21 protein-coding genes are annotated in these 16,037 nt (G+C 39.7%); 4 read left to right on the top strand and 17 right to left on the bottom strand.

The genetic code is table 11. The features are described from left to right. Nucleotides 1-27: 27 nt before the first annotated feature. From BM146_RS05975 to BM146_RS05935, 10 genes are all read right to left on the bottom strand, one after another. Nucleotides 28-624 (bottom strand): hypothetical protein, encoded by a 597-nt coding sequence (locus BM146_RS05975; protein WP_074885830.1) that lies wholly within the window; start codon nt 622-624, stop codon nt 28-30. Further along, nucleotides 590-745: a hypothetical protein gene (locus BM146_RS19390; RefSeq protein ID WP_177201602.1), complete on the bottom strand. Its 156-nt coding sequence runs from the start codon at nt 743-745 to the stop codon at nt 590-592. Before BM146_RS19390 ends, BM146_RS05975 begins: the two co-directional genes overlap by 35 nt. A gap of 21 nt (nt 746-766) precedes the next feature. Beyond that, nucleotides 767-1,441, bottom strand: coding sequence for a hypothetical protein (locus BM146_RS05970; protein WP_143087433.1), 675 nt, complete (start codon nt 1,439-1,441; stop codon nt 767-769). 30 nt (nt 1,442-1,471) lie between these two features. After that, a complete protein-coding gene (locus BM146_RS05965) occupies nt 1,472-2,002 on the bottom strand; it encodes a hypothetical protein (RefSeq protein ID WP_074885822.1) in 531 nt (176 codons plus the stop codon). A gap of 203 nt (nt 2,003-2,205) precedes the next feature. Next, a complete protein-coding gene (locus tag BM146_RS05960) occupies nt 2,206-3,051 on the bottom strand; it encodes a hypothetical protein (protein WP_074885819.1) in 846 nt (281 codons plus the stop codon). A gap of 54 nt (nt 3,052-3,105) precedes the next feature. Continuing rightward, nucleotides 3,106-4,359 carry a M56 family metallopeptidase gene (locus tag BM146_RS05955; protein WP_074885817.1) on the bottom strand — a complete coding sequence of 418 codons (1,254 nt, stop codon included), beginning with the start codon at nt 4,357-4,359 and terminating at the stop codon, nt 3,106-3,108. A 61-nt stretch (nt 4,360-4,420) separates the two neighbouring features. Beyond that, on the bottom strand, nt 4,421-4,813 hold the full coding sequence (locus BM146_RS05950) for a BlaI/MecI/CopY family transcriptional regulator (RefSeq protein ID WP_074886058.1): 393 nt from the start codon (nt 4,811-4,813) through the stop codon (nt 4,421-4,423). Between the two features lie 247 nt (nt 4,814-5,060). Continuing rightward, a complete protein-coding gene (locus BM146_RS05945; RefSeq protein WP_242949350.1) occupies nt 5,061-5,492 on the bottom strand; it encodes a C-GCAxxG-C-C family protein in 432 nt (143 codons plus the stop codon). A gap of 2 nt (nt 5,493-5,494) precedes the next feature. Next, nucleotides 5,495-6,082: a 4Fe-4S binding protein gene (locus BM146_RS05940; RefSeq protein WP_074885814.1), complete on the bottom strand. Its 588-nt coding sequence runs from the start codon at nt 6,080-6,082 to the stop codon at nt 5,495-5,497. Next, entirely contained in the window at nt 6,069-6,269 is a 201-nt protein-coding gene (locus BM146_RS05935; protein ID WP_074885810.1) for a 4Fe-4S binding protein, read from the bottom strand. Before BM146_RS05935 ends, BM146_RS05940 begins: the two co-directional genes overlap by 14 nt. A gap of 125 nt (nt 6,270-6,394) precedes the next feature. On the opposite strand from BM146_RS05935, the gene BM146_RS05930 reads away from it, so the two are divergent. Then, nucleotides 6,395-6,739: a winged helix-turn-helix transcriptional regulator gene (locus tag BM146_RS05930; protein WP_074885807.1), complete on the top strand. Its 345-nt coding sequence runs from the start codon at nt 6,395-6,397 to the stop codon at nt 6,737-6,739. A 17-nt stretch (nt 6,740-6,756) separates the two neighbouring features. Here the strand turns inward: BM146_RS05930 and BM146_RS05925 are convergent, their stop codons facing one another. From BM146_RS05925 to BM146_RS05905, 5 genes are all read right to left on the bottom strand, one after another. Beyond that, the gene (locus BM146_RS05925) at nt 6,757-7,740 is read right to left on the bottom strand and encodes a class B sortase (RefSeq protein ID WP_074885803.1); all 984 of its coding nucleotides are present in this window, start codon (nt 7,738-7,740) and stop codon (nt 6,757-6,759) included. A gap of 114 nt (nt 7,741-7,854) precedes the next feature. Then, nucleotides 7,855-9,315, bottom strand: coding sequence for an amidohydrolase (locus BM146_RS05920; protein ID WP_074885800.1), 1,461 nt, complete (start codon nt 9,313-9,315; stop codon nt 7,855-7,857). 48 nt (nt 9,316-9,363) lie between these two features. Further along, complete coding sequence (locus tag BM146_RS05915) at nt 9,364-10,140, bottom strand: amino acid ABC transporter ATP-binding protein (RefSeq protein WP_074885797.1); 777 nt, start codon at nt 10,138-10,140, stop codon at nt 9,364-9,366. Beyond that, complete coding sequence (locus BM146_RS05910) at nt 10,124-10,912, bottom strand: amino acid ABC transporter permease (RefSeq protein ID WP_143087432.1); 789 nt, start codon at nt 10,910-10,912, stop codon at nt 10,124-10,126. Before BM146_RS05910 ends, BM146_RS05915 begins: the two co-directional genes overlap by 17 nt. 111 nt (nt 10,913-11,023) lie before the next feature. Continuing rightward, nucleotides 11,024-11,881, bottom strand: coding sequence for a transporter substrate-binding domain-containing protein (locus BM146_RS05905; RefSeq protein ID WP_074885790.1), 858 nt, complete (start codon nt 11,879-11,881; stop codon nt 11,024-11,026). A gap of 222 nt (nt 11,882-12,103) precedes the next feature. Here BM146_RS05905 and BM146_RS19385 point away from each other — a divergent pair, with 222 nt between their 5' ends. Together BM146_RS19385 and BM146_RS05900 are read left to right on the top strand one after the other, a co-directional pair. Continuing rightward, nucleotides 12,104-12,256, top strand: a complete 153-nt coding sequence (locus BM146_RS19385) for a hypothetical protein (protein ID WP_177201601.1) — start codon at nt 12,104-12,106, stop codon at nt 12,254-12,256. Nucleotides 12,257-12,268: 12 nt separating this feature from the next. After that, entirely contained in the window at nt 12,269-13,000 is a 732-nt protein-coding gene (locus tag BM146_RS05900) for an ion transporter (RefSeq protein WP_074885788.1), read from the top strand. A gap of 2 nt (nt 13,001-13,002) precedes the next feature. Here BM146_RS05900 and BM146_RS05895 read toward each other — a convergent pair whose 3' ends face one another. Beyond that, nucleotides 13,003-13,665: a hypothetical protein gene (locus tag BM146_RS05895; RefSeq protein ID WP_143087430.1), complete on the bottom strand. Its 663-nt coding sequence runs from the start codon at nt 13,663-13,665 to the stop codon at nt 13,003-13,005. A gap of 171 nt (nt 13,666-13,836) precedes the next feature. On the opposite strand from BM146_RS05895, the gene BM146_RS05890 reads away from it, so the two are divergent. Beyond that, on the top strand, nt 13,837-14,742 hold the full coding sequence (locus BM146_RS05890) for a PrsW family intramembrane metalloprotease (protein ID WP_074885783.1): 906 nt from the start codon (nt 13,837-13,839) through the stop codon (nt 14,740-14,742). Nucleotides 14,743-14,795: 53 nt separating this feature from the next. Here BM146_RS05890 and BM146_RS05885 read toward each other — a convergent pair whose 3' ends face one another. Further along, nucleotides 14,796-16,022: an EAL and HDOD domain-containing protein gene (locus BM146_RS05885; RefSeq protein WP_074885780.1), complete on the bottom strand. Its 1,227-nt coding sequence runs from the start codon at nt 16,020-16,022 to the stop codon at nt 14,796-14,798. Nucleotides 16,023-16,037: the final 15 nt, after the last annotated feature.

Genomic DNA, 16,037 nt, shown 5'->3' with positions numbered 1-16,037 from the left:
CCTTTGCTAATTACCGGAATCCGTTCCTTAAATGTGGTAATCAATATGCCTGTATTTTTCAGGCAGTGTTCTGTCAGCCAGCATGTCATTTTGTTCTTTTACCTGTTCAATTGCAGCGGCATCAGTTTCATCAAGAGCTTCATCTGATAGTGCCTCGAGATTCTCCTCGTTAAGCTCTGCCATATCCTCTGTCATTTCAGTGATTTCTTCAATCTGCTCCTCTAACTCATCCATGACCTCAGAAAGGGTACCTTTATCCTTATCAATGCCGGTAGCTTCCTCGATCATTTCTTCACGACGCTCTTCCGGTGTCTTTGGAGCCATCTTCTCAGCTTCTTCAGCAATTTTCTCACCGCGCTCTCTGGCTTCATCCAAAATATGAAACATCTGGGAATTGTTATATGAAGCCTTAGCTGCATCAATCTGATCATCATACTGCTGGAACATATCGAGCTTTCTCTGGATATCCTCCAGAGAATTAGTTTTCATGTTCTTAAGATTTTCTTTCTGCTTTTCAAAGAAAGCAATCTGATTGTCGCGCTTTGCCTGCCTCTCCATCCGGTCCTGCGTAGCTTTGCTCATAGGTCTGTTAAGAAGATTTAATCCTTGCATGTTTATATTCATAGGCGTTCTCCAATATTTTCTGAAGCTCTTCAAGCTGTTCCACCGTAAGGTTGACGTGCTTTTCTTTGATAGGATTTGGATCTAAGAGCTCCCTGAAAAAACTTTTAAGTCCATCTACCATACCTAACAGCCCATTCCTTGATCAACCAACTTGTTCTTTAGACGAATAGTAATCCTCAAACAGCTTATTGGCTGCATTCATAGTCTCTTTGCATATAGCCGGGAGTTCACGTCCCCAGGTCTTTATAGCCTGCTTGAATCCCTTTTCCATGGCTTTCTGCATCTCTTTCATCTTGTCGACATCATCTCCGGCAAGGGCTGCAGCAAAGTCAAATAACCTCTGGGATGTCTGCTTTACACCATAGTATCCATCTTCCGAAATATCTTTCTGTGCCTGTGCTCTAGTAGCTGCATCAACCTTGATGTTTCCACCAGCAAGCTGCTGCCACATATTACTTCCTGTGGCCTTGCCGTATGCACCTACCTGTCCCTGTAGAGTTTTCTGGACTATAGCCATCAGCTGGCTTCTCTGCTGCTCCTCTGCAGCTTTCATCTGCTGAACAATAGCTGCTCTGTCTGCAGGGGATTTCCTGGCGATTTCATAAGCAGCCTTATTACTGCTATCATCAGACTTTTTTTCATATACAGCCGCCTGGGGAGCAGGACCCACAGAGCGTTCTGTGCTCTGTGTCGGTAATGCCCCTGCGATAGGTGCCTGAATCGGTTTTTTCGATTCAGCTTGCACCGAACCGCTCTCATTTTCTTTTATAAAATTGTTATAATAGCCATAGTTTCCATAATTACTTGTAATACTCATACTCATCATTAACCTCCTTGTCGTTTTTCTTTACACCTTTGTATCCATTGTTACTGATCCGGTAATTGCTGTTTTTACTTCTGATGCACTGGTTGAAGCAATAGCTTCATCCAAATGCACTTCCCCTGTCTTAGTATCAGGTGCTGAAACAACTGTAACTTCAGCACCATCCACAGAAACTGTACTCTCTGCAATCTTCTCCTGAAGCTCCCCAAGCTGTTCTCTCTTTTCAGCGCGCTTCTTATCACGCTGCTCTTCTAATTTTTCTGCTCTCTTCTGTTCTTCAGCATCAGCCTTTAGAGCCTTATCCATGTTCTTATTCATCTCTGACAACTGATTCATCTGCATATTTCCGATATCAGTTGCTTTCTTTTCCATTACGGCAAGTTCTTCTTCCTTTTTGGCTGTATCACCGCCTCTGCCGGAATCTTGTTTTATCTCTGCTTTCAGAACGCCAGCTTTGCCTTCCATCTGCTTTTTGATTCCTTCCTGTGCTCTTACCTGCTTCATCGCAGAACTGGCAGATAAGAGAGATCTTGTCATAACATTTGAAATAGCCATCTGCGCCTCCTTTGCTACTCGCGATTAAATCGCTCGTATCAATTCGGGACGACATTTTAAGTTTGCCAAGGCAAAAGGTCGTCCCTCACTCATGTTTCATTTTCTTACGTAATACGCAGCAAATGCGTATTTCTACCTTGACATATTTCCATTTGTATTTTGCTAACATTTGTTAACCATCAAGGTAAAAAAATCGCTACTATTCACACTTCAATATCCATCGATCCACCGATATCTGGTTGCTGTACTTCCTGCGTTGTCATTACTGGCATATCCATTCCTCCACCAAGTGAAAGTGATACTCCACTATCATAATTTCCAGAAAAGTTTGCCTTTCCTGCATTCTCTTTTTCTGACTGTAACCTGTCAAATAATGCCTTCAGATATTTAAGATCTGCTTTTAATATATCCCTGGCCTCATCTGATCTGTGCTTAACCTTGAGCTGCTCAAGGTCTTCCGGTGTCATAGAGCCTGATAGAGCTTCTGCCATCTCATCAAGTTCCTCATCAAGCTCTACAGTTTCTTCGGCCATTTCCATCATCTCATCAGCACTAAGTTCCAGCTTTTCCATCAGAGCCTCAAACTCTTCCTGCTCAAGCTCTCTTATCTCTTCTTCTGATTCCGCATCCGGAGCGGGTTCTTCTGGCTCGGTAGGAATCTCTTCAGCTCCCTCAAGGTTTCTCTCAGCAGTCTCTTCCATCTTGAGGTTCTTCTTTTTCTTATCACAGGCTCTCATGACCATTTCAGCATGAAGTATGGCTCTGAGGATTTCTTCTTCGTCCACATCTCCATTTTTAAGCTGTTTTTTTAACAGCCCTATTTTTGCACGTATGCCATTAGAGACCTGCATGGCCTTCGTAGATGTTTTTGCCTGTAATACCTGTGAAGAAACCTGCTTAAAGCTGTACAGTACAGGTTTCTTTTTCTTTCCGGTCTGTTTGGTAGGCTTGCAAATTCCTATGGTTCCTACATGATTGCCATAAGCATCGTATAGTTTTTTCCTGTAATGCGTTGTATTGCCGCTTACGGAAACTTCCCATCCATTCACATAATCACCTCCTGTCCACGTTCACAAAATAAGCCATTGACTCCGTCCCCAGTGTCACATCCACTTGATTATCCCGGTCCAGAAATCAATTCCACTGTACTTCTCTATCTTAATGACTCCATCATTATCTGCTATAGTCTTGGCACTTACCCATCCGATGTCACTGCCACCGCCCATACCAGGAAACTTGTAGTAACCTCCTACGGTAAAGTAAATATCTTTTTCCTCATTCAAGATTTCCGGGCACCGGCGCTTAAGCTCTGTACAATCGATGAAAATGAACTCATCATCATAAGTAACAATAGACTCATCACGATCATACGCAAGAATCTCCATTTTTTCCTCACTGTAAATACCCGAAATGTCCATAGGATTATACCTTGCATAAGATACGTTTTTGATTCCTACTATCATTGATATAACAAGAACTATAGACAAAAACATACCTGCCGCAATAAGCCTCCTGTTATACTTCCTATGCTCTGTTATTCTTCCTAATCTCTTCTTGAGTACCTTATAGTTATCGTCCCAGGAAAAAGACAACCCGCTTCTGGCTCCAGAAATTCCTCTTATTCCAGATAGTCGTTTAGCATTATCCAAAAGAACCTCGCCGTACTCTATCGCTCCTATATCATTTCGCTGCATCGTTACGGCATCACAGACATCTTCAAGATCCCTTTTCAAATATCTTTCACCGATATGCAGAAATACATTGGGCCATAACAGTATTCGAATGGCCTCCCATAAAAGCTGAATCCACAGGTGTCCCAGCATTATGTGAGTTTCTTCGTGTTTAATAACTGTCTGTATTTGAGTTTTTTCCAATCTGTTTGAAATAACAATGACCGGCCTAATACACCCTGTACAGAAGGAGGAGACGTCTCCATCAATAACCTTTATGCTGAATCTTGACATATCCTCTTTATAGTCATCAAGTTTTCGTACCAGTCTGTGCAGCTTTCTCCTTCGAATAATGAGCCAGATTGCAAGACTGATTCCTATAAGAATATATATCAGAGAAATAATCTGCCACTTGCCACAAAGTGCATACCACCAGTAAAAGAGCTTTACACCAAGCTTTGTTTCCACGTAAAAGTGCAGTTTTCCACAAAATAAACAAGGAATCATCAGCGCCCATAAAGCAGCTTTCCCAAATATGGACTTGGAAAGCAAAATACTTCTGAGCAACATGATGATCCCTATAACGATCACTGACATAAGCGCACAAAAACCAAGTATGGTCGCATAATATACGCATACGAAATGTAAAAATTCATATAGACCATGCAAAAACTCTTGAAACGACATTCCCTGTCCTCCATAAGCTCATCCGTGAGCACATATCTGATGTCCCTAGTAAATTCCGGTTTTACTGTTTCTTAGATTTCTTTATAATAGCTTCCAGCTCTGCAATCTGTTCTTTAGTAAGCTTCTCATTTTCCAAAAAAGCAAATGCAGCACCGGCAGTATTACCTCCAAAGTAGCTATTGGCAAAGGCCTTGCTCTTTTCACGTCTGAGTTCATCCCTCCCTTTTGTTGCAGTATAGTGATAAACCCTACTGTCGTGCGGATCAACTGTATATGAAAGAAGTCCTTTTTTGCAAAGCCTGTTGATCAGAACCCTTACCATCCTCTGCGTCATGCTGGAAGCCCCAGGAAGTCTTTCTGTTATCTCTGATGAAGTAAGATCGTGATCACAATTCCATAAAGTCTCCATAATAAGCCATTCGCTCTCACTTGGAAGCATCTCTTCTCTTGGCATATGAACCTCCAACTTTTTGTAAACTCCCTCCTGCACTTTAATCAGAGAATTGTTTACAATTCTCTGGCGCTGGTGTGCGCAAGCTTCAGCTTGCATACACATTTGCACACCAGTCGCATCCATAGCGGAGCGCTTTTATCGAAAATATCATTTCCGATAAAAAAGAGTGCAGGAAATGGCTATAGTATTCCTTACACTCTTATTATCGGATAACATAAGTTAATTGTTAATAGCTGTTATCATTTTTTTATTTTTCTTTCATTTTTTCCTGATCAAAAAGCTGTAACCCCAGTGCCATAACTTCGCCATAGACCATCACGGCATTTCTTACGCACTCTTCACATGGGCAAAGGGGCTTTCCATCTGTAACGGTCTTAAGATCTCTGCACTTTATGGCGCCGCATCTTCTTCCAAACTCTTCCTGAATCTGTCTTGTCTTGGCAAGAGTTCCTTTTCCCCCAGTTTTCATGCCTGTGATCATTCCGGCACCTATAAGCGCTCCACAAGTAGCCTCCATGTTTCCCATCCCTGCACAAAATCCTGCTGTTAACTGACAAAGCTGCTGCTCACTAAGCTCAGTCTCATCAGCAAGTGCCACTGCTACTGACTGCGCGCAGTTGTACATTCCGGATGTTTTCATTTCTACAGCTTTTGCTGCTCTTTCTTCTATAGTCATCATTATTATCCTCTCTTCTCTTTAATCTTGCAGATTCCCTGAGTCATTGTTCCCATTGGACAAAATGAGCACCAGGTTCTCTCTTTATACAGCGCCATAACTATAAGCCCAATAAGCGTTGATGTAAGCATCAGACTGTAAAATCCAAAGCCAAACTGAGCTACCCAATCAGGGAATATAGATCCATTATAAGCCCATTTCCACGGCACTTTAAAGGTCCAGAACAGTTTTATTGCCTTGCGCAAAGACCCAGCCCCTGAAAATACCAGATACGTCTGAAACACCATTGTGCCAAACATTGTTAAAAAGAACGCCAAAAATCCATATCTAAACCATTTCGACGAAAGCCATGCCGGAGCTTTTTTTCTTCTGGAGCACTTTAAATTTCGACCAAGGGCCCAAAATAACTGCCCTCTTCCACACATATGATTGCAAAACCACTTATTGCCACCGGCTATTGCAAAAATCAGTGGAAGTATAAAATCAATCATACCAAGCCATGCAAAAAGAATATTAAAAAAGCCCAGTGCAAAATAAATAATTGTCCATATCCAAAGATAATCATACCAATGTTTTTTCTTATTTTTTGCCATCAGAAACCTCCTGAACACTTACTGAACCTGCAGGACAAGCGCCTTCACATATTCCACAGCCCACACATTTATCATGATTGATCACTGCATAGCAACCTTTGAATATGCTGATTGCATCTCTGGGACACTCTTTAGCACAGACTCCGCAGGCAACACATCTGTTAATATCATTAACAGACTTTCTCATCTCCTACTTTCCTTTCTTTTTTCATAAAAAATACTTGTATTTTTCAGCCAACGCTTATATTGTATTAGGTATAAAAAATATATCAAGTACGCAGTTTATATGTATCTGGTAAGGAAAAACATACCATGAAAAAAGACGCAAAAAAAGAGCCTTTATGCAACAGTATTGCAGGCGAAGGCTGTGGTTTAAAAAAAGTTATAAACATAGTTGGTGGAAAATGGAAGATTATGATCCTTTGTGTCATCGATAACAACGAAACCGTCAGATATGGCGAATTAAGCCGCTCTATTGCCGGCATCACCAATACAATGCTTGCCAATTCTTTAAAGGAACTTGAAAAAGATGGTCTCGTAGAAAGAAAAATGTATAATGAGATGCCTGTCAGAGTTGAATATACACTCACCGACAAAGCAAGAAGCCTCATCCCCATTCTTCTGGAACTGAAAAAATGGGGCGAAGACAATCTCTAAATATATTTGTGCAAATATTACTCATCTACTTTAACAGCGAACATAACAAAGAACAGATCGTCCTTCTGAGTGCAGGTTGAAAGAGTTATTATCTTGTCATCAACAGTTGGCTCTATTCCTGTGTCAATGTAGGTCTTATACTCTATCGTATCAAGAAACTCACGCATTCTGGATATATTATCACCACAAACATCATAGATATAAGAATTCTTTGGAACATCCATGAATGCGAAAATCATGTATCTGCTGCTTCCCTCAGGAGTTATAATCTGGAAATATTTGTGCTCATCCAAGAATTCAAGATTCTCTTTATAAATTTTCAAAGCACCAAACATACTTCTGTCACGCATATTATGACCATAGATTATAGTATTCGAATCCGAAAAATCAGCTGATGATCTGTAATCAAGGAAAATAGCTCCTGCAGCAGAGTCATTTCCATCCGCATCCTTTAAAGCATATTTAGAATTGTCATCTGCCTGCATTAAAGGACTGCTTATAAGATCATCCTCAAATCTTATCCAGCCTACAGCCTCAGGATGGGTTTCCATAAACTGAGAAATACCAGAATCTACATAAGCAGGTTCACTGCTTTCTGCTGTAGCTGCAGCCTCTGTAATTTCTACATGAGCTAAATCATCAGAGCTTTCTAAAGTTGTTGCAATGTCTGCATCCTGAACATCAGCTATCTGGCTATAAGCGTAACTTGCTTCACTCATTGCAGCAGCATTTGAAATCTCAGCTACAGCCTCATCCTCCACCGTAACTCCTGATATAGGAGTTTCTACTGAAGGCATTTTTTTAGCTGCTGTCAGATATTTCGCTGAAATTCCAATCACCAACAAAACTATCGCTCCCGCCAAAAGAATTTTATAATGTCTGCAAACATTTTTTATAATACTTGCAAGGACTATAAGAACAATTTCAATCCATATTAAAAACGGAGCAACATTCCTGTGTTTATTGTTAAAAGCCTTTATCTTACCTAATAAATTCTGCATAACTATCTATCCTATCTTTAAAACATATACCGAATGATTCTATCTAAAAAGCAATACATAAGTCAATATGTTTTAGTAAAAAACTTCCCACAGTTCCGTGTGGGAAGTTTTCATTTAAATCTTTGCTAAAGCTCCTTCTGGAATTGGACAATTGTAGCCATCTTTTGTTCTTTCCATTAATTCCAAAGTGCTTTCTTTTATTATTTCTTTATTTTCAAAAAGATCTATTGCTGTCGCTGCAAGTACCTTCCCTGCGTGGAGCGCGGCTTTTCGACCAATAGAAGTACCGCCGCATGCTACATTCTGCCAACTGTGTCCCGGACACCCATTAGGCCAGGATGCCACATGAATTTGAAGAGTTGGGCAATTGTTGCTAACATCTCCTACATCAGTTGAAGAGGCTTCAAAAGCATCTCCCAAGAAATGCGGCAACAAGAAATCATTCATATAAGTAGCATTTTCTTTTCTCAGCAAGGCAGATTTCCTGGCATACTCTTCGTCAAAAGAAGACCCAATACCTGGATTTTTATCCCTGCCATCATATGTTAGCGCAATCTTTTCAGCAATCTGAAGTTCAGCTTCATTATGAGAGGGAACCCCCAGTTCTTCAAAGTTACTGTACGCTATTTTTTCCAAAGTCCTATTGGTAACAGTATCCGACATGCCATCTATAAATGTTCTCTCTACAGTTGTATCAGTCATAAGAGCTGCACCCTCTGCAATCTTGTCAACTCGCTTTTGAAGTTCCAATGCTTCTTTTACATGATTCGATCTTACCATATAAAGGACCTGTGCCCTGGCCTGAACTACGTTGGGACTAATACCACCTGCATCTGTTATAGCGTAATGAACTCTGGCTTTGTCGCTCATGTGCTCTCTTAAAAACTGAACGCCAATATTCATCAGTTCCACTGCATCCAAGGCACTCCTGCCTTTCTCCGGTGCAGCAGAAGCATGTGATGATACACCTTTAAACGTATACTTCACCTGAATACAGGAGTTAGATGACCCTGTCACAACCTCATTGCAATCTGCGGGATGCCAGGTCAGCGCGGCATCCAGGTCATTCCATATACCATCTCGTGCAAAAAAAGCTTTTGAAGCGCAGCCCTCTTCTCCGGGGCATCCATACAAAATAATCGTACCCTCATGCCCTGATTCCTGCAGGTATTTCTTTATTCCTATTGCTGCAGCCATGGCTCCTGCGCCCAAAAGATTATGACCGCATCCATGCGCTGAGCTGTCCGAGGTTATGCTTTCTTCAAGTTTTTCAACATCCAGATGCTCTTTCTTTTCCACATCACACTTAGGAATACCTGAAAGAGCATCATACTCAGCCAAAAGTCCTATTACAGGTTTCCCACTGCCAAAAGAGGCCATAAAGGCTGTTGTAATGCCGCCCAAACCTTTTCTGACCTCAAATCCTTCGTCTCCCATGACCTTACAATACAGCTTGCATGACTTATTCTCCTGCAGGGAGATCTCTGCGTAATCCCATATTTTATCGGACACATCATATATAAGTTTTTCTTTTTTCTCTATCTCTTCTACTGCTATTTTTTTATACTTATCCATCATCAAGCCCCATTCATCCGGTTATTTAGTTCAAGAAGTCATATATTTCTATAGAACTTTGCTGAAAAATTCCTGAAGTCTTGGATGCTTTGGATGTTCAAATACTTCTGAAGGAGTCCCCTGCTCAAGAAGCTTACCATCAGCCATGAAAAGAACTCTGTTTCCAACCTCTCTTGCAAAGCCCATTTCATGAGTAACAACAACCATAGTCATTCCTTCAGCCGCAAGCTGCTTCATAACATCCAAAACCTCTCCTACCATCTCTGGATCAAGAGCTGATGTAGGCTCATCAAACAGCATAACTTCAGGTTCCATCATAAGAGCTCTGACAATAGCTATACGTTGTTTTTGTCCGCCGGAAAGCTGAATAGGATAAGAATTGGCTCTGTCCTCAAGTCCGACTCTTTTAAGGAGCTCTAACGCTTTCTTTTTAGCTTCTTCCTCAGGTACATTTTTTACCTTAACCGGGGCAAGAATCATATTTTCCATAATGGTCATATGTGGAAAAAGATTAAAATGTTGAAACACCATTCCCATCTTCTGCCTGTGAAGATCCATATTTACCTTTACCCACTTACCGTTTTTATCCTTATATTTTTTCTTGGTAATATCAACATCATCAAAAATAATAGCTCCGCCTGTCGGCTCCTCAAGAAGGTTCAGGGAACGAAGAAAGGTTGATTTTCCACTACCGGAAGGACCGATAACAACCATTACATCTCCTTTGTCTATATCAACAGTCACTCCGTCAAGAGCTTTAATCTTACCGCCATTATAATGTTTTTCCAAATCAACTATCTTGATCAGTTTATCTCTTGTCGCCACGGCTCATTCTCCTTTCAAAATGTGCTATCAGTTTACTTGTAGGGAAACACAGGCAGAAATATATTGCCGTTGCTACAAGTAAAGGCTCGATGATAATGAAAGTAGCACCTCTTACCGCATTTACAGCTGACATAATATCCTGAACACCTATAGTATAAGTAATTGCTGACTCTTTTATAATGACTACAAATTCGTTAGCTATTGCAGGAAGAATATTCTTGATAGCCTGAGGCAAAATAATATATCTCATAGTTTGAAGCTGGCTCATTCCAAGTGATCTTGAAGCCTCTGTCTGTCCGCCATCAATTGACTGTATTCCAGATCTCATGATCTCACAAAGATATGCACCGGAGTTCATTCCAAGAGCTATAACACCGGGGAAAAACCTCTCAAACTTAATAAATCCCATGAACGTAAAGCTAGGAAGTGTGATAAGGGAACCAAAAACACCATAATATATAATTGCAACCTGAACAATAACAGGTGTTGATCTTAAAATTTCAACATATGCAGTCGCAAGGAAACTGAGTGGATTGAACTTTCCAATAGCAACAAGTAACCCTTTCTCTCTCTGGTGTCCCTCCTTATCAAGTCCCAAAAACGCAAGTGGATAAAATTTTGACATTCTCATGCTCGATAAAATAAGTGCCAAAACAAAACCAATAGCCACTGTAAATAATGAAAGCATTACAGTGACTACAATACCCTGCCAGAACAGGCTGGCATAGGGAGAAATCTTAGTGAAATTTTCTGCCTTAATAAAACTATCCATATCCATCCTTATTTTCTTATGCAGAGCAGAATCCTTTTTATGATCTGCCCTGCATTATTTTTCTATGATATTCAAAGTATTTAGTGACCACAATCAGCAACCTGTCCAATATCAGTTATCAAGCAAGCCCTCGATGATCTCGCCACTTGCCTGCTCATTGGCAGTTGCAACAAACTCATCCATCTTGCCACTTTCTTTTGCACTCTTGATTGCTTCATTTACAGCTGCCTTAAGCGCTTCATTACCTTTTGAAATTCCAATAGCAGAGCCTTCTGCACCATCATAAGGAACATCAAGAACTACACAAAGATCCGGATAGTTCTTAGCATAACTTTCTGCAACAGCTGTCTCAATATATGCACCATCAAGCTTACCGGCAATCAACTCTGCAACGATATCTGTTACCTTTGTAAGCTGAATAAGATCAGCATCAGGACTGTTTGTCTGTGCAAGATCCACCTGAATTGAACCTGTCTGAGCACCAATCTGAAGACCTGCAGCATTAACATCAGCAAGGCTTGCAAACTTATCCTTGTTGGCCTGAGTACATACAAATGACTGTCCACCTTCATAATAGATATCAGAAAAATCCATAATTGATTCACGTTTTGGATCAGGTGAAAGACCTGCAACGCCAAGGTCAACAGCCTTAGTCTGAAGTTCCATCAAAACGCCATCAAAGTCAACAGGAACAACCTCAAGCTCAAGTCCGAGATAATCCGCTATGTACTGAGCAAGTGCAATATCAAATCCTGCAAGCTGTGGAGTTCCGCTCTCATCTACTGCATAGAACTCATATGGAGCAAAGTCAGGAGATGTGGCTACTGTAAGCTTTCCTGCTGTAACTGTGGAAACACCTGAATTAGCACCATCCGCGCTCTCATTTGTAGTAGATGAAGAAGACCCGCATCCAACAGCAAGAATTGCCATCATTGACGCCATAAACAAAGAAACGATTTTCTTTTTCATAATTTTTCCTCCTATATGCATACATTTTATTGAAATATGCATTCTAATATTGATTTTTGTATTTTTATGCATTAATCATGTATAAATAATAATACACTTGATGTTTTTTATCAATACTAAATTAAAAGAAAATTAAATTCTTGATGCGCTATCGCAATTACGATAACATTATTATATAGCATCGATTATATCTTGTTAAGAATGCGGATGGAGCAAATACTTATGAAATTTAGTAAGAAAAACGAAAACCTGATCCATGATTCGGGAATAATAAAAGACAAACGCTTTTACAAATCCAAAATATTTGTCGGACTGTGTCAGCTCTTTTCTGTAATTCTGATTATTTTGGGAATTTTGGCTATATTCGCCAAATAAGGGGACATATCTATGAGTGAAGATTCAAAAAGAAGAGTATATGAAGTACTGGAAGCATCTCATACAGGTGATGTTTCATCAAAGGCTTATGACATGCTGATGACCACTGCTGTAATCGTAAGCCTTATTCCACTTACGTTAAAAAACGAAAATATCTATTCAAAATATATCGATGTATTCACATTCATAATTTTATTAATAGATTATTGTGCGAGGCTATATACCGCCGATTATAAAATGGGCTATAAAAGTATAAGCGCTTATATAGCATATTTCTTTTCGCCACTGGCAATATTTGATTTGCTCTCTCTCGTTCCTATACTATATGTTATATGGCCGGTAAATACCTCCCTTAAACTTCTTCGCCTTTTCAGAGCATTCAGAATAGTCAAGCTTGTCCGATACTCAAAAACCATGGTCGTAATCTCAAATGTATTAAGAAAAGTAAAGAAACAACTTGGCGCAGTACTCATCCTGATTATGATATATATTTTTATCTCTGCAATGCTGATTTTTCAGCTGGAAGCATCTCTTTTTAACAATTTCCTTGATGCTTTGTATTGGGCAACAATCTCCATAACAACTATAGGTTATGGTGATATATCTCCTATCACAACAGCCGGAAGAGTTATTACTATGATATCTGCTCTTGTAGGAATGGCTGTCATCGCACTTCCTACAGGTATTATTACTGCTGCATATATGGACGAGATACGCAGAAAGAAATCCAAATACGAACTATAGTTTCATGGTGACTGCAGAAATTCTTTTATATTAAACTCTTTGCCGGTTCTATCCTCATATATTTCAGAAATACTTTTACCCTGGTCTTTTGGATCTAAATCAACATTCTGTGCATGAACCTTCCAGGAACTGTCATCTGACAAAATTTGATATGCGATATTGTGCTGAAGCCATTCATATGCCATATCCTCTGCTGTCCTATAAGACTCCATATCACTTCCATGAATCTGATGAACTCTAATAAGCGCCTCGCATATAATAGTAATATCTTCAGTATTGTTTATCTTGTAAGAATCGTATATTCTCCAATTATCCGTGGTATATACAGCTGAAAACTCTTCATTTCCATATGTAAAAACATAATTTTTACCATTTCCATATGTATCCCGCAAGTTTATATCTGAAGGATCTGAAAGAATACCACTTTTTGTCTCTGTAGCAGCTACATCTGAAGAATCTGAAAGCATGTCATTGCCGCTTTCTTCCAAAGTACTATACTGACCGGAATCTTCTTTAGTATCTTCCTCTTCAGTTTCAAAGTAACTATATATTTGTTCAAGGCTAAGCTCTGCACTTGCCTCATGTTCCCCAATTTGTTCTAAACTGCATCCACTTAGGGACAGCAAAAATATAAAATAAAGTAAAAAGAATTGTTTTTTCATCATATCCAAGATTATACCTTTATATTTAATGAAATCAATAATACATATTAAGATTGTAAATGAATCTCATCTCCCCCTACCATTATTAAGTTGACATTTAGCCTGAAATATAATAACTTAACCAAGTAATTGATTTTTAATTACGGAAAAAAGTATAAAAGGGGAAAAATTTTAATGTCAACACTAGCTTTACTTGCAGTACTTCCTGCAATCGTTCTGCTCGTTGTTATCTACAGAGCTGATAACATCGAGAAAGAGCCATTTTCACTTATGGCAAAAGTTTTCGGACTTGGCGCTCTTACAACAATCAGCGCCATGATCTTAGAAGAGATAGGATTATTTATTTTATCATTCTTTTTCTACACACCAAATGCTCTGTATACATTCTTTGAGATGTTCTGCGTAGTTGCGCTTGCCGAGGAAACAGGAAAATATTTTGTCCTCAAAAAGGCTACCTGGAAAAACAAAGAGTTCAATTTCTCATTCGATGGAATCGTTTATTCTGTTTGCGCTTCACTTGGTTTTGCCACACTCGAAAATATCCTATATGTATTCCAGGGTGGTTTTTCAACTGCTGTAATGCGTGCTGTTACTGCTGTTCCCGGGCACTGCATCTTCGGTATCTTCATGGGTATCTACTACGGTATAGCCAAGGGATGTGAGCTCAGAGGTGATGAGAAAGGCAAAAAAGACAACTTAAATAAAGCGCTTCTTGTTCCTATTTTCCTTCATGGTTTCTATGATTTCAGTTGCTCACTTGAATATGATGGTATGTTTCTTATCTTTATCCTTCTTGAGATATTTATGACAGTTAAAGCAATCAAGATGGTAAAAAAGATGTCAAAAGAGGATAAGCCTCTTGGTCCGGAGGTTCAGATGGCTGCTCCTACAATAGATTCAATAGGATCCATTGCTCCTGTAGTATTTCCTGAAAACATTCAGCCGGCTGTAGAAAGTCCTGCAAACGTAACACCTGAATCTGTTACATTAAATACTCAATCCGCTCCTGAAAATGTTCCACCGGTAAATCCAAATCCTGTATTTACTGCCGAGAGCATTGACCCGTCAACGAACGCATAAAACAAATAAAAAAAGCTTGCTGAGGTTTTAGCAAGCTTTTTTATTATTCTTTTTTAATTTGCCGGAATGAGATCCCTATACCAGCGCAAAGCGCCAAGATATGCCTCATAAACTTTATCCATATCCATATTTTCAAGAACCATTATCCTTGAAACTTCCGTCCAATCAGCGTCCTCATAGGATCGAATAAAATTCAAAACCTTTGCGTAATCACCCTCCCCCTCCAAAAGAGCTGCTTTTACATTCTTGGGTACAACAACCATATCAAGAGCTTCCCGCATAGGTTTTTCAAGCATTATATCAAGCGCCGAAAAAAGCCCCATAATAAACAGTTCAGGCGCCATCATCGCAAGTTCGAAGCTTTCTGCGAGGTTCTCTGCAAATTTAGCTCTTATCATAACAAGTCTCGTAATCTCAGAAGGCTTATCAGAACAGAGTTCTTTAGTAACAGCTGTATTTATCCATCGTTTCAATTCTTTTTGGCCCATCATGGCAGCTGCATGTCTAATGGATTTAATTTCCGAATTAAGGGCCATCCTGTTTACTATTTCCAAAAGAGAAATAACAAGCGCCGGATCCTTTCCAATTACATCCGCAGCCTCTGTAAGGTCAAAGTCCGGATTATTTACCACATTTAAAAGCTCGATATAATTCACCTTCAAAGGACTAACTTCTGTCTCAGAATCCTTTACAGGCATTCTAAAGAATCCGCCTTCATAAAGATCATAGCCTCCGTCTTTGGTAAGCTCATCATATTCTTCCTGGGTATCAACATTAACTGCACACAGCTTTATTTGGGGATAGACCGAATTAAAATAAAGCCTGGCTTTATCTATATGTATCTTGGCATGGTTAAGCAGAATGTAATCGCACTTACTTAAAATCTCTCTGTAAGGTTCAAAGTCCGTAATTTGGAGCTTTCGCATAGCGAGTTTATACCCCTGCCCCTTGAGTTCTTTTACCCTTCTGATAAACTGTTCCTCCGGTAAGATTGTATTATCCATCAAAAGAACTACCTTTCCAGCCGGCACAGTACACTGAAGAGAAATCTCAGAGAAAATAGAAAACTGATTGACGGGGACAAAGACTTCCTTTCCACCTGAAAGTGTAGCAACCCCCATGTTGCTTACAACTTCAAGCTCATGAATGGTGCCAGCACCGTCATATCTGGCTCCTCCCTCAAAGCCGGGATTAAGAAAATGGTTCTCTTTCCTTGCGAAAACCGAATAGGCACAAACCGACATTTTATCGTCAAATAAAGGAATTAATGTAGCAAGCATTATCCGCTCCTTTCA

Origin of the sequence: Butyrivibrio proteoclasticus, from assembly GCF_900115735.1 — a bacterium.
GTDB classification, from domain to species: domain Bacteria; phylum Bacillota; class Clostridia; order Lachnospirales; family Lachnospiraceae; genus Butyrivibrio; species Butyrivibrio proteoclasticus_B.
The sequence above is the reverse complement of the archived record's forward strand: the minus strand, read 5'-3'. Positions and strand labels throughout refer to the sequence as shown.